Raw genomic sequence first — 13,614 nt, forward strand, 5'->3', positions numbered from 1 at the left:
CCGGGGTCTCAGTTGTCCCGCACTTCCCAAAGGAGACTCCTGTGGGAGAACCATGACGCAATTTCCCAGCCCTCTTTATGATTAATAGAGGAACGGAAATATCAAAAGCTATGGAAATAAATGAAGACTCAGGCTGTAAACTGCGGTAGGAAAAGCATTCAGAGAAGTTGGATCATGCAATTTTAATCGGTGGAACTAAGATTTTACGGAGGGATTGGATGGGAAATGAGGAGACTCCCGCGGGAGAAGGTGCTAGGCGAGACCCCACAGCGAGTGAAACGAGTGAGGAGGCTTGCCAGTTCCCCCGCAGGAAAGCGACTTATTTCCCATCCAATCCACTTCTTCCTCAAGCAAAGAACTCAAATATTTTTTATGTAATCTAATCCTGACCTATTTTTAGAGTAATATAAAACTCCAGAGAGCTGGACTCTCTGGAGCAGGGACGTTACGTTATAAGATGGCTGGAACGCCATTTTCTTGATTGCTGAATAAAATGACCGACCTTTTCTAAGACAGGTTCAATCGTCGTTTCATCCTGAAGTAAATCATAATCAGCGATATTTAAGCGCAGCACCGGGCATGAATTGAAATTATCGATCCAATTCTCGTAGCGCTTAAACATTTCTTCCCAGTATTCCACAGGCGTCTGCTGTTCCATCGGCCGGCCGCGTTCTTTAATCCGATCGATAATGTCCTCAAACGATCCTTCCAAGTAAATTAATAAATCCGGATGAGGAAAATAAGGCGTCATGACCATCGCATCAAACAGACTAGTATAGGTGTCATAATCGGTTTGCGACATGTTGCCTTTTTCATGATGCATTTTCGCGAAAATGCCTGTGTCTTCATAGATGGATCGGTCTTGAATAAAGCCTCCGCCATATTCAAATATTTTCTTCTGTTCCTTAAAGCGCTCGGCGAGAAAGTAGATTTGTAAATGAAAGCTCCAGCGCTCGAAATCATGATAGAATTTATCGAGGTATGGATTGGTATCCACCTTTTCAAATGATGTTCTGAAACTCAGAGCATCCGAGAGAGCTTTGGTCATGGTCGATTTTCCAACGCCTACAGTACCGGCAATCGTAATTACACTGTCGTGCGGAATTCCGAAACGTTCACGTGCATTCATTTCACAACTTCTCCTTTATTCAAGTGATGCTTTACTTGTTCAACAATAGCGGTAAGATCATCCTGGTGTTTTACAAAGTCAAGCTGGTCACCATTTAATCGAATCACAGGGATCTCAGGATGGGAAGCTTCAAAATGATTCATGAAGTCTTCATAATCCTGTGACAGCTGCTCGAGATAAGAGGGCTGAATGTTAGCCTCTACATCACGGTTCCGCAGCCTTATCCGTTCAAGCAGGGTGTCCAGGCTGGCATGTAAATAAATCACCATGTTAGGCTTAGGCATGTCCCGCGTTAATATATCGTAAATCTGTGAATATTTATCAAATTGATCTTCTCGCAATGTACGTCGCGCAAAGATCATATTTTTGGAAATGTGATAATCAGCGATCACGGGCTTGTCTTGCTGTAAATATTTCCGGTCAATGTCCTCCAGCTGCTTAAATCTATTACACAAGAAGAACATTTCCGTTTGGAAGCTCCATTCTTCTATATTATCGTAAAACTTGCCTAAAAATGGATTCTCCTCAACGATTTCCTTAAACAAATGAAAATCAAATTGGGAGGCGAGTTTTTTAGACAGAGACGTTTTACCAACCCCAATAGGTCCTTCAACAGCGACGAAAGGTAATTGTCCCATCTCTTCTCCTCCTTACTTTCCGTTAAAAAGACATAATTCGATACGTTCTGACAGACAAATAACATTTTACCATATCAGGGGGAGCGAAGTAACAATTAAAGTAGAATTTTGGAGAAGTTAGGCTTTTCATTTTAAGTAGAATTTTGTATAATATTACTCACGTGCATAAGAGGCCCCCGTAGCTCAGGGGATAGAGCATCGGTTTCCTAAACCGTGTGTCGCAGGTTCGAATCCTGCCGGGGGCACTGAATTAAAACTCGAACCATGGATTTCTCCTTGGGGCGGGTTTTTGTTATTTTAAAGGGAAGCCCACCTTTTTAATTCCACACTTGTTATGAAAAAGACTGTAGTTGAATCTCCCGCCACAAGCTGGCAGCTATTCAACTACAGTCTTTTTCTCTTCCAAGAAGGACGATCTCTATAAGGCAGTGGAATTCCCCAGAACCATGCCTATAAAAGCGAGGAAAATACCTATGGTGTAACTTAATCCTAAAAACAAGGCGAGCGTTTTCCATTGTTTATTTCGATGCAGTTGGATGTTTTCTAATTTAAAAGTTGAAAAAGTCGTAAATGAGCCCATAAATCCGGTGCCTAGAAACAAGTACCAGGAACCTTCTACGCCGAGACCAATGAGCATTCCTAGGAAAAAGGAACCTACCATGTTGACAACAAACGTGGCCAGCGGGAAGGTAAGCTGTGTCCGTTGTTTCATTCCATTACTTACGCCAAAGCGCGCAATTGCACCAAGAAAACCTCCCATACCCACAAATAAAGCTGCTGTTATCATAACGTTTCTCCTTTATTATCGACGTTAGCATGATCCGGCCTTGTTAAGTTAAAGACTGCACCGCCGGCTTTATACCCCAGCCATGAAAACAACAATCCGCCCCACAGGCTCAATAACAAGTATAATAATGCTGCTCCCCAATGGCTTCTCTGGAGAAGGTCCGCCGTCTCTGTACTGAAGGTAGAGAATGTGGTAAAGGAACCAATTAAGCCTGTCCCAATTCCAGTAATTAATTTAGGATGCAGAATGTCCAGACGCGCTAAATGGGTCGTAAACCCTCCTAAAACAAAGCAGCCAATCAGGTTGATGATCAGCGTACTCAAAGGGAAATCCTGTATCCAGAAATGGGTAATAAAAGATCCAAGGAAATAACGCAATAATGCCCCAATCATTCCGGAAACTCCTACGATTACATATGCCATGCACTCACCTCTTCTATTCATTTGCAAAAAAAAACAGACTCCTGCCAGATAGTTTCATCTGACAGGAGTCATTAGCTGTTGCCAGCGGTTACGGCGAACTCCATCGCCTCATTAATCTACGAATAGTTTATCAGTCCGATTAAGTAATTTCAATACATGCACGGTCTCAGATGAAGGTGTTGTTTATTATCTTCGCTATAATTTTAAGTTTCATCCCTTTTAACTGATACTTTCCTAATATTTATGAACTATAAGGAAAAAATGAATATGTCTTTTTACCTAAAACTATGTAAAAATAAAGAGAACTATGTCGATATAACAAATGAATAAACAAAGTATTCTGAAAAAGAGGTGGAATATGAAGAAATACACGAATATCTTTAGGAAAATGACTAAAACTCGTTCAACTGAAGTTCCCTCCATTCCTGTTGAACGTCAGTTAGCGATTTTTAAATCATTATTTCAAAAACATGAAGACACGATCTATATTTTTGATGCAAAGGAGCGTCCATTTTCTTTTAATCATAACTTCAATCATTTGCTCGGCTATGATCAAGATCAAGAAGGTGGCTTATTCCACCGTCTGCCAAAGAAATCTGCCAAACTCATGCGTGATCATTTAAAAAAGTCGCTGCAGGGGGAAACTTCAAATTTCGGGATGGATCTATCTGATCAATGGGGAAAGGAACTTCATTTAAATCTTGCTTTTATTCCCATTCAAGTGGATCAGCATGTCATCGGTGCTTATGTAATGATTAAGGACGACAGTGAACATATGAATTTAGAGAATTTACTTACGATAAGAGACAGTCATTTATCCAAAGCCCAGAAAATCGCGCATATCGGGAGCTGGGAATACAATTATTCGACCGGCGAATTGAAGTGTTCGAACTATTTTTATGAATTATTCAAGCTTTCTGGAGATCAGGGAAATGAATTAAAAATTGAGAACTTCTTATCGGATCCATTATTTTTTTCCATTTATGATAACGATCGCGAACGGCTTATTAAAACGATCAAGGATTCGGTAGCGAATATCGTACCTGGAAGCAATGAATTCCGTATAAGGCGGCCGGATCATTCAGTTCGTTTTATTCGAAATATGTGGGAAGTGACTGTGCAGCAAGATGGAACAATAAAACTTATCGGAGTTTCGCAGGACATCACCAACATGAAGGAATGGGAACTAAATAAAGAGAAAGAACAAGAGCAGCTCTCTTATATTTATGATCATTTAGAAGGGGTGGTTTGGAATTTAGATTATCATCTTAAGAAAATGACCTATTTTTCTGGTCATACAGAGAAGATCCTGGGACTTCCGAGCGATTATGTTAGCAACCATCCTGGTGTTTGGTTAGAAATGGTGCATCCTGAAGATCAGCTGTCTGTTTCCATCCAGCTGGAAAAATTAAAAAAAGGTGAAGCGGTAACTTGCGAATATCGGATCGTAAACAAGAAAGAAGAGATCGTTTGGCTGGAAACGCAGGCGATACCACGGTTCAATATTAACGGGGAGATCAGTCATTTATTTGGGTTCACGAGAGATATTACGGACTTGAAAAATGTTCAAGCGATTAAAGAGGATCAAGCTTTTCGGGATTCTTTAACAGGATTGTATAACCGCAGGCACTTTTATCAGACGGTTCATGATTGGAGCAAGGATTCATCCTCATCATTTGCCTTATTGTATTTTGATTTAAGGCGGTTTCAAGGAATCAATGAGACACTTGGTTTTAAGATCAGTGATCAAATATTAACGTTTGTGGCAGACCGGGTGCGGACGGTGCTTACGGAAGATACATACTTTGCTCATTTAACAGGAAGTAAGTTTGCCCTATTGTTAAAGGATCGAAAAGATGAAGAAGAGATCTATGCTTTTACGAACCACTTGATTGAAAAAATTGACCCATATTTTACAGTCGAGGAGTACGAACTCTCGATCAAAGCCAGCATCGGCATCAGTTTATTTCCCAACGATGCAGAGACGCCTGAAGATTTAATTCAGCTGGCCTCGTTTGCCATGCAGAGGGCAAGGGAGCAGGAGGGACATTCGTTTCATTTTTACCACCAAAAGAAAGATCTCTCTTCCCATAAAAACTATACGCTGGAAAAGGATTTAAGAAATGCGATTGATAACCAGGAACTTGAAGTCTATTACCAGCCGCGAGTCAGATCGTCGAATGGTTCGATCATGGGTTTTGAAGCGTTAATTCGCTGGAATCATCCAAGCTGGGGCCTTGTTATGCCCATAGAGTTTATTACATTAGCAGAAGAAAGTCATTTAATCCATGCGATTACTAAGTTTGTATTTAACGAAGCATGCCGAAAGTTAAACGAATGGCAGCAGAAAGGGATTGCCCCGCGAGTCTTATCGATCAACGTATCTGCTCTCAGCGTCATGAGGCAGGGATTGGCTGACTTTATTAAAAACTGTCTGCAGGACTATGGAGTGGATGGAAAGTGGATCGAAATTGAGATTACAGAATCGCTGCTGATGAGAGAAGAGACCATTGTCCGGACCAACTTGCATAAACTAAAGAAACTAGGGATCTCTATAGCTTTAGACGACTTTGGAACAGGGTATTCTTCTTTAAGCTATCTGAGAGAATTCCCAATCGACACCATTAAGATAGACAAAAGTTATGTAGATAAAATCGGCCAGAACCCTACGAATAAAAAAGGGGAATCTAACCCGAATCGTTTAGACGAACATTTATTTGCAACCGTTGTTTATCTTGCTCACGGAATGGATATTAAAGTGGTAGCCGAAGGAGTAGAGCATCTTCATCAGTTGAAATTTATTCAACAGAAAGAATGTGAGGAAGTTCAGGGCTATCTCTTTTCTAAACCGGTGAAGGAAGCTGAGTTAGATATGCTGTTACGCAAAGGAAAGCTTTCTCCTAAGAAGAAGAAATCGACCAAGCCCAAAGTAGAACGCCGGGCTTATTATCGCTATTCCTTTGCCATGCCTTTACAAGGTAAATTAATGATTAAAGAAGTGAAGGGGAAGGAAGTGGCTGCCGGTTATACAGAAGTCCTGATTAAAGATGTGAGTATCGGCGGGCTGAAGCTTGTCTCTTCATTAAATATTCCTGTCCGCCCGGATGTTCAATTAAGTCTGGAAATTTGTCTGCTGGGAGAAACCTTCAAACTCGACAGCAGGATTGTCTGGAAGAATGAAATGCCGCATTACACTTATGATTACGGCGTTCAATTTAGTATTATGGGAACCGTTCAGGACCAGCTTGCTACCATAATTAACAAATTAGTAGTCCTTAAACGCAACAATCTCACCATCCCTGACACCCCATTTATTTACGAAAATCCTCATACGTATATTCATAAAACCGCTACTAACTAATCAGATGGGCAATATCGCGCCCTCGTTGCTAATAAATGGATTATAAATAGGTGGTATGGTATAGTGGAACCAAGCCATCATTAGATAAAGAGATAAACTAACCAAAAGAGAGTTAGACAATAGGTATAGGTGGCGGGAGGGCTCTGACAAATTGTCAGAGCTTTTCTTTTGAATTTAAATGGTCTAGAATCAGAGAGTCAGAAAAAGACAGAACGAGCATTCAATAAGACGTCATATGGATAAAAACTGAGGGGATAGTCTATGAAAAATAACAATATCGATGCAGAAAATTTTGCTGGTTATAGAAAAATGGAGGGAGTGGATGATAAATTAGGAACGGCATTTCCGATCATGGTCATGTATCCAACCGACACTCCAGAAAAAGAAGAAAAGATTGGTCCGTATAGCTTAGAGGTTGCAAAAAATGCCCAGCCCCAGGAAAAAGTTTTCCCGTTAGTTATCCTTTCTCATGGTACAGGGGGCACTCCCCTGGTGTATAGAACTCTAGCCCGTCATTTAGCTAGAAATGGATTTATCGTAGCTATGCCTGAGCATCCCTATAATAATGTAAAGGACAATCATTTGGAGAACTCTATTGAACTATTAGAATGCAGGCCGGGAAATATTACTCAAACTATCGATTGCTTAGCGAATGACAGGAATTTTAAATCCTTTGTTAATTTTGATGATATTGCGCTAATCGGACATTCAATGGGAGGTTATACAGCAATGGCGGCCATTGGCGGGGTACCTGCCACTCTTCCGTGGGAAACGGACGATCAAATTCCCAAAGTGATCGACGTCGAAGTGGAAGAAAGGGTCAAAAAAGTCATCTTATTAGCTCCAGCTTTGGGCTGGTTCAGGTCAGAAGGCGCGCTCGATAGAATTAATCTGCCGATCTTGCTGATTACAGGTGAAAAAGATGAAATTACTCCTCCTTTTCATGGAGAATTTTTATTAAAAGGCGTTAAAAACCCTGAAAATATTGAGCACAAAATGATAGAAAATGCGGGTCACTTTTCCTTCTTGAGTCCATTTCCGAAAGAGATGAAAAGTTCTTCTTTCCCTCCTTCTCAAGACCCGGAAGGATTTGATCGAACGTTGTTCCAACAGCATTTAGAAGCTGATGTACTACATTTTTTAGTAAACTAAATGAGAGAGGCTCATAGATGAAGGAAGTCTCGCAAAAGCTTATTTTTGGACAGGGAAGCCCAGCCACTATTATTTGGTATTCCCAAACTATTTATGAGAGGATCATAATAGAACAACGGACTAGAGGAGGCAGAAGAACTTATGGATAAGAAATATTTCAGCTATGTACCACATAAAGAAGAAGAATATCTTGTAAAACTAATGGGACATATTCGCTCTTTGGAAAGTGGTGGTTCTGTGCCCCGCCCTGAATTTATGAAAGAATTTACTAAATTCCTTAAAGACAAAGGCTGGAAATTCTCCGGCAGATCCATACAGGTCGACAAAAAAGGAAATCCCGCGAAAGATATTGATCTGTAAGCGGGATCTTATAGATAAGGACGAAGATGAGAAAGTAAATTCTCCATCTTCGTCCTTTTTTACATCTAGGCTTCTAATCGGCCTTTATTCATTCTTAAAATACGATTCCCCAGTTTCTGAGCTTCCGCTTCATCATGAGTCACTAAAACCACCGGTATGTGCCACATTTTCCTAAGCCTTAACAACTCTTCGTGACACTGCAATTTGGTCTGTTCATCGAGAGAAGAAAAAGGCTCATCCAATAATAAAAGGCTAGGCTGGGTGGCGAGAGCACGGACGAGGGCCACTCGCTGTTTTTCCCCGCCGGAAATCTGGCTGGGGAATTTCTCTAATAAATGATCAATCCCGGTGACTTGTACTAATTGTTTGGTCAGTTCCCGGTATGGATGATGATAGGTAATATTACTCCATACCGTCATATGCGGAAACAGCGCATAATCTTGAAAAAGATAGCCGATTTCCCTTTTTTGCACAGGCAGAGGTTTCGTATCGGACGAATATAGCACCCGGTCATTTAAGGTGATGTTCCCTTGATCAGGGTGGGACAGCCCCGCAATGCAGTTTAAAATGGTGGTTTTCCCAGAGCCTGAGGGGCCGAAGAGAATGACGATCTCATCGTCAGCTTGAAACGATAGATTTAAAGAGAAAGAGGCTAGTTTTTTCTGAATGTGCACGGACAGCATAGATGAGCCCTCCCTTACTTCTGCCTCGTGAAAGGTAATATATTTCTTTTGGTCCACCAATTGAGCCAGAGAATCGAGCTGAACCCAAGAGCTACAATAATGACCACCCACATTTGTGCTTTTTCCATGTGTCCGGCCTCTACTTCAAAATAAATAGCGAGAGGAAGCGTATCGGTGACTCCGGGAATATAACCGGCAAGCATTAAGGTGGCGCCGAATTCACCCAGAGCGCGGGCAAAAGTAAGGACTAAGCCAGCCAAAAGTCCGGGCCAGGCAAGCGGAAACGAAATCGTAAAGAACACTTTCCATTTAGAGGCGCCCATGGTTAAAGCGGCATTCTCAATATTGGGATCATAGTTTTGAAAAGCTGCCGAAGCGCTTTGGTACATAAGTGGAAAAGCGACCGTCATGGCTGCGATCACAGCACCGATCCAGGAGAATACCACTTGCACATGAAACCATTGCAGCAAAATATGGCCAAGCGGACCGTTTTTGCCAAATAAATATAAAAGGCCGAAACCTACCACCGTGGGCGGAAGGACAAGCGGCAGTAAAAACACGGACTCTACAATTGTCCGGCCGCGGAAGTTCCGCCGGGCAATCAGCCGTGCGAGCAGAACGCCGGTCACAAACACGAGAACGGTTGCAATCGCAGCAATTTTTAATGATAAAAGCAGTGGGGAGTAGTTCATAATCAGCCCTTCAATACCAGCTTATTTTTCAAATCCATATTTCTGTAAAATCGATTGGGCGTCCTCAGTTTTCAAATAATCCAAAAAGCCCTGGGATTGTTTCTTTACTTTTGTATCCTTTACTATGGCAGCTGGATAGATAATGGGAGTGTGCCAGTCAGCGTCTGCTTTAGCAAGAACTTTAACTTTATCCGAAATTAACGCATCACTCGCATAAACAAATCCTAACTTAGCATTCCCAGATTCTACATAAGCAAGTACTTGGCGCACATCACTGCCAAAGACAAATTGATCCTTTAATTTGTCCCATTTATGAATCGTTTGCAGGGTTTCTTTCGTATATTTACCCGCAGGGACACTTTCCGGCTCGCCGACGGCCAACTGTACATTTGCTTCTGGAGCGAGCTGCTTGAAGGAGGTGACTTGATGCTTGTCCTTCTTCAAGCCAATCAGGACGATGCTGTTTTTCGTAAAATTAAACCGCGTATCTGGATCAATTTTCTGATCCTTCTCCAGGGTATCCATCCATCTCTGGTTTGCGGAAAGGTATATATCAGCGGGGGCGCCCTGTTGAATTTGCTGAGCAAGCTTTCCTGAGCTTGCCAGATTTAACTTTATATTGATGTTGGGGTGGCTGTCCTCATAGTCGTTCTTTAATTCCTTCATAGCGTCTGTTAAGCTTGCCGCTGCGGAAATGGTAAGGTCTGTTTCTTTCTTAGATTCCGCAGGATGCGAGCAGCCGCTCACTAAAAGTAGTACAATAATAAGACAGAAATAGGGCGCAGAGCGTTTCATTTTCATTCCTCGTTTTAAAGATTTGTTACTGTTGATTATACAGAGTGAAGATTGTGAAGTAAAAGAAAAGCGCGGGACTTTCAGCCTTGGCTGCCCGGTAAAAAGAAAGGACTTCAAAGATGAAAACTCAGATTATTATTGGATTGGTCATTGCCTTACTGCTCACTCAGCTCCCCATCGTCGGAAAATATTTTGCTATTTTAAATACCATGATTCATGAAAGCGGTCATTCCTTAATGGCCTTGCTGACGGGAGGAGAGGTCAGGCAAATCTCCCTGTTTCCTAATACCTCCGGCGTAACGCTCACTGGTCACTCATCGTGGTTCAGTCAGTTTATAACGAGCATGGCCGGGTATGTCAGCTCCTCTTTGTTTGCTTTTTTCTTCTTCTATTTAATTGTGAAAGGGCAATACAAATGGATGATTTATATTTTACTAGCTTTTTTAGTAGTAAATTTATTGTTTTGGGTGCGTAACGGTTATGGTCTGTTTTGGATCGTTACTTTCGGAGCTGCCTTTATCTATTTATTGAGGAGCGGTCACCAAGGAGTGATTCAGTATGTACTCGTCTTTATCGCTTGTCTCATTTTAGTAGAATCTGTAACCAGTGCCTTCGAAATCATGTGGATTAGCTTCATTGCTCCTGGCCAGGCGGGAGATGCAGCAAATTTAGCCCGGGCGACCCGATTTTTACCGGCTCCGTTGTGGGGAGCGGGGTTCTTTGCCCAGGCCTTATATTTTGCCTGGCTTGCCTTGAAGCGCGTGTTTGCCTGATTTTCCTTTTTGATAAATAGGCAGTTTTCTTAAAAAGAATGCTATTTTCTCCGCTCCTGCCCATCCCTTCCTGCCGTGATTGAATAAGGTAATAAGGTAATAAAGAGAGGAGGGAATGAAATGAGCGGAGGATACGGCGGCGGTTTCGCGCTATTAGTTGTATTGTTCATTCTTTTAATTATCATTGGTACTTCATACGTGGGTCGAGGATACGGAAGCGGTTATTAATTATAGAAAGCGGGGGTTTCCCCGCTTTTTTTAGTTTTCTGAGCAAGAGAACAGGGTATTAAAAAAAGAACAACCTAATGAGACTTTTGGAGGAATTTCCCATGAATTTAAAAGAAAAATTATTATCCCACGGCTATGACCATATTGATATCTTAATGATTGATGAAAATCAAAATCAATCAACCGTAGCAGATATCTCTCTTCATAAGGTAACAGATCTAGAATTTAAGCTCTATTTAAAGCCTGAGACTGTGAAGTATCATTTGAAAGAAGAGCACCCTTTCTTTGAAGCGGAGCAGAACAATGTGGATGGAGATGAGAAGAAAGTGAAGGGATTTATTTTAGAATGGTAAGCTCTGAATACAGGGCGCCACATACATAATGGAAGGAAAAAGGATTATGAATTCCTTTTTCCTTTTTTACGTCGTTCACGACGGTCGGCCCAGCCTCCGATCATTAGAAAAATGCCAATGGCTAACAGAACGACAGGCACCATAGGATCCCGAACTCTTCCAGCAGCAGCTAATGAGCCCAGTATCGCGCATAGTCCGAGCATCCCAAGAATAAAGAACATGCGATTTTCTCTTTTCATAAGCTCCCTCCTTCTGTGTATTTCGTATCGATGGGTGATTCCTGATTCATTACAGGTTCAGCCTATTCCGTAGTTTATTATACAGAAAAAGGTGGAATGAGTCTGTTAAATGATTTACAGGAGGTCTAATTGTGCAAACTCATCAATTATATATCAATGGTCAATATACCGAATCTAATGGTCAGGAAATGATAGATATTTTGAACCCAGCAACAGAAGAAGTAATTTCTAAAATCCCTAAAGGAACACAGGAGGATGTGAATCGCGCCGTAGAAGCAGCTGCACAAGCTCAGAAAGGTTGGGAGCTGACACCAAACATTGAACGTGGGAAAATCGTTCGCAAGCTTGGGGATGAAATTGAGAATAGACGAGACACTTTTATTGAATTGCTGCAAGAGGAGCAGGGGAAAGATTATGAACTTGCCAGTGGAGAAGTAGACCTGGCCATCGATTATTTCAGATACATGTCGGAATGGGCGCGCCGGATTGAAGGGGAGATTCTTCCAAGTGACCGTCCGAATGAAAACATTTACGTGTACAAGAAACCAATTGGTGTGGTCGCTGGCATCGTACCGTGGAACTTCCCGGTGTTTATTCTAGCGAGAAAAGTAGCCACTGCGCTTGTGACTGGCTGTACAATCGTGCTCAAGCCAAGTCAGCAGACCCCGAACACGGCAATGGAATTCACTAAAATTGTCGATGCCATGGAAGAGATTCCTAAAGGGGTTTATAACCTAGTGACGGGTACAGGCTCAGAGATCGGTAATGCCTTAGCTAGTCATAAAGAAGTACAAATGGTTACCATGACGGGCAGTGTGCCAGCCGGAACGAAAGTCATGGAAGCGGCAGCCCAAAATATTACGAAAGTTAACCTCGAACTAGGAGGCAAAGCGCCGGCGATTGTGACCGCCAACGCTGATCTAGATGTTGCTGCCGAGAACATTAAAATCTCCCGACTCGCGAATAACGGTCAGGCATGTACGAATGCGGAGCGTGTCTATGTTCACGAAAGCGTGGCGGAACAGCTGATTGAGAAGTTAAAACATTCATTTGAAGAAATGACGGTGGATAATCCGCTGTCCAACAAACAAGCCGATGTAGGCCCATTAGTGAGTATGGACCGTTTAGAAGAAGTAGAAAAAATGGTGAATCATGCCGTAGAACAAGGAGCAGAGGTAGCAGCAGGTGCTGAGCGAGGAGATCTTGAGAAAGGTTTCTTCTATAAACCGACGATTTTGACGAATGTTACCCATGACATGGAAATTATGCAGGAAGAAATCTTTGGACCAGTTATTCCAATTACAACCTTCCAGACCCTGGATGAGGCGATTGAAAAAGGAAATGACACGGAATATGGATTGTCCTCCTCTGTTTATACAGAAGACACCAATGAAGCGATGAGAGTAATCAACGAAATTAAATTCGGTGAAACTTATGTAAATCGGGAAAACTTTGAAGCCGTTCAAGGCTACCATGCAGGCATGAGAAAATCTGGCCTAGGCGGTACTGACGGCAAGCACGGTGTAGAAGATTTCTTAGTTACTCAAGTGGTTTACATGCAATACAAAAACGATAAGCAATAAGCACAGCAGATCCCCGATTTTATAATCGGGGATTTTTTTCTGCCTAGCTGTTTGTGATATTCCCATTCTGTGGCAAAAAGCGCCGCTCGTATTAGGCTTGTCGGGTCTCCCAGGGCGCTTCCGCTTTTGTTACATCCAGCTCCAGTGCCCAGACACTCGCGTCATAAGCAGGAACATCAACGGACTGAAAGATCGCATCCCTGTTGATGTTCCTGCTTATGCGTGTCGTGTCTCCCCGGGCACTTCCACTTTTGTTACATCCAGCTCCAGTGCCCAGACACTCGCGTCATAAGCAGGAACATCAACGGAATGAAAGATCGCATCCCTTTTGATGTTCCTGCTTATGCGTGTCGTGTCTCCCCGGGCACTTCCACTTTTGTTACATCCAGCTGCGAGTCGCAGATCCACGCGGTTCTAAG

At 42.3% G+C, this 13,614-nt stretch carries 15 protein-coding genes, 1 tRNA gene and 1 riboswitch; of the genes, 8 read left to right on the plus strand and 8 right to left on the minus strand.

The annotated features are described in order from the left end of the window. Positions 1-445 precede the first annotated feature (445 nt). A complete protein-coding gene (locus Q7A53_RS19750; protein ID WP_411790931.1) occupies positions 446-1,129 on the minus strand; it encodes a deoxynucleoside kinase in 684 nt (227 codons plus the stop codon). Beyond that, on the minus strand, positions 1,126-1,767 hold the full coding sequence (locus tag Q7A53_RS19755; RefSeq protein ID WP_411790932.1) for a deoxynucleoside kinase: 642 nt from the start codon (positions 1,765-1,767) through the stop codon (positions 1,126-1,128). The genes Q7A53_RS19750 and Q7A53_RS19755 overlap by 4 nt, the downstream gene beginning before the upstream one ends. Before the next feature lie 172 nt (positions 1,768-1,939). Here Q7A53_RS19755 and Q7A53_RS19760 point away from each other — a divergent pair. Beyond that, positions 1,940-2,012, plus strand: a tRNA-Arg gene (locus tag Q7A53_RS19760). Between the two features lie 173 nt (positions 2,013-2,185). Here the strand turns inward: Q7A53_RS19760 and crcB (Q7A53_RS19765) are convergent. Further along, complete coding sequence (crcB, locus tag Q7A53_RS19765; protein WP_411790945.1) at positions 2,186-2,551, minus strand: fluoride efflux transporter CrcB; 366 nt, start codon at positions 2,549-2,551, stop codon at positions 2,186-2,188. After that, positions 2,551-2,976, minus strand: coding sequence for a fluoride efflux transporter CrcB (crcB, locus tag Q7A53_RS19770; protein WP_411790933.1), 426 nt, complete (start codon positions 2,974-2,976; stop codon positions 2,551-2,553). The genes crcB (Q7A53_RS19765) and crcB (Q7A53_RS19770) overlap by 1 nt, the downstream gene beginning before the upstream one ends. A gap of 55 nt (positions 2,977-3,031) precedes the next feature. After that, a riboswitch (Fluoride riboswitch) is annotated at positions 3,032-3,093 on the minus strand. A gap of 241 nt (positions 3,094-3,334) precedes the next feature. Here crcB (Q7A53_RS19770) and Q7A53_RS19775 point away from each other — a divergent pair. The 3 genes from Q7A53_RS19775 to Q7A53_RS19785 all read left to right on the plus strand — a co-directional run bounded on the left by Q7A53_RS19775 (position 3,335) and on the right by Q7A53_RS19785 (position 7,849). Further along, entirely contained in the window at positions 3,335-6,337 is a 3,003-nt protein-coding gene (locus tag Q7A53_RS19775) for an EAL domain-containing protein (RefSeq protein ID WP_411790934.1), read from the plus strand. 261 nt (positions 6,338-6,598) lie between these two features. Continuing rightward, the gene (locus tag Q7A53_RS19780; RefSeq protein ID WP_411790935.1) at positions 6,599-7,489 is read left to right on the plus strand and encodes an alpha/beta hydrolase family protein; all 891 of its coding nucleotides are present in this window, start codon (positions 6,599-6,601) and stop codon (positions 7,487-7,489) included. 141 nt (positions 7,490-7,630) lie between these two features. Then, entirely contained in the window at positions 7,631-7,849 is a 219-nt protein-coding gene (locus tag Q7A53_RS19785; RefSeq protein ID WP_411790936.1) for a hypothetical protein, read from the plus strand. A 65-nt stretch (positions 7,850-7,914) separates the two neighbouring features. Here the strand turns inward: Q7A53_RS19785 and Q7A53_RS19790 are convergent, their stop codons facing one another. The 3 genes from Q7A53_RS19790 to modA are packed head-to-tail and all read right to left on the minus strand — an operon-like array spanning position 7,915 to position 10,019. Then, positions 7,915-8,532, minus strand: coding sequence for an ATP-binding cassette domain-containing protein (locus Q7A53_RS19790; protein ID WP_411790937.1), 618 nt, complete (start codon positions 8,530-8,532; stop codon positions 7,915-7,917). 14 nt (positions 8,533-8,546) lie between these two features. Further along, positions 8,547-9,224 carry a molybdate ABC transporter permease subunit gene (modB, locus tag Q7A53_RS19795; protein ID WP_411790938.1) on the minus strand — a complete coding sequence of 226 codons (678 nt, stop codon included), beginning with the start codon at positions 9,222-9,224 and terminating at the stop codon, positions 8,547-8,549. Positions 9,225-9,245: 21 nt separating this feature from the next. Further along, positions 9,246-10,019, minus strand: coding sequence for a molybdate ABC transporter substrate-binding protein (modA, locus tag Q7A53_RS19800; RefSeq protein WP_411790939.1), 774 nt, complete (start codon positions 10,017-10,019; stop codon positions 9,246-9,248). Between the two features lie 119 nt (positions 10,020-10,138). Between modA and Q7A53_RS19805 the strand changes: the two genes are divergently transcribed. From Q7A53_RS19805 to Q7A53_RS19815, 3 genes are all read left to right on the plus strand, one after another. Continuing rightward, positions 10,139-10,792 (plus strand): M50 family metallopeptidase, encoded by a 654-nt coding sequence (locus Q7A53_RS19805; protein WP_411790940.1) that lies wholly within the window; start codon positions 10,139-10,141, stop codon positions 10,790-10,792. A 120-nt stretch (positions 10,793-10,912) separates the two neighbouring features. Next, entirely contained in the window at positions 10,913-11,020 is a 108-nt protein-coding gene (locus tag Q7A53_RS19810) for a YjcZ family sporulation protein (RefSeq protein WP_411790941.1), read from the plus strand. 101 nt (positions 11,021-11,121) lie between these two features. Further along, entirely contained in the window at positions 11,122-11,373 is a 252-nt protein-coding gene (locus Q7A53_RS19815) for a hypothetical protein (protein ID WP_411790942.1), read from the plus strand. A 44-nt stretch (positions 11,374-11,417) separates the two neighbouring features. Here the strand turns inward: Q7A53_RS19815 and Q7A53_RS19820 are convergent, their stop codons facing one another. Beyond that, positions 11,418-11,612 (minus strand): hypothetical protein, encoded by a 195-nt coding sequence (locus tag Q7A53_RS19820; protein WP_411790943.1) that lies wholly within the window; start codon positions 11,610-11,612, stop codon positions 11,418-11,420. Positions 11,613-11,743: 131 nt separating this feature from the next. On the opposite strand from Q7A53_RS19820, the gene aldA reads away from it, so the two are divergent. Then, positions 11,744-13,195: an aldehyde dehydrogenase gene (gene aldA, locus Q7A53_RS19825; protein ID WP_411790944.1), complete on the plus strand. Its 1,452-nt coding sequence runs from the start codon at positions 11,744-11,746 to the stop codon at positions 13,193-13,195. Positions 13,196-13,614 lie beyond the last annotated feature (419 nt).

The organism is Halobacillus rhizosphaerae, assembly GCF_046719735.1.
Classification (GTDB): domain Bacteria; phylum Bacillota; class Bacilli; order Bacillales; family Halobacillaceae; genus Halobacillus_B; species Halobacillus_B rhizosphaerae.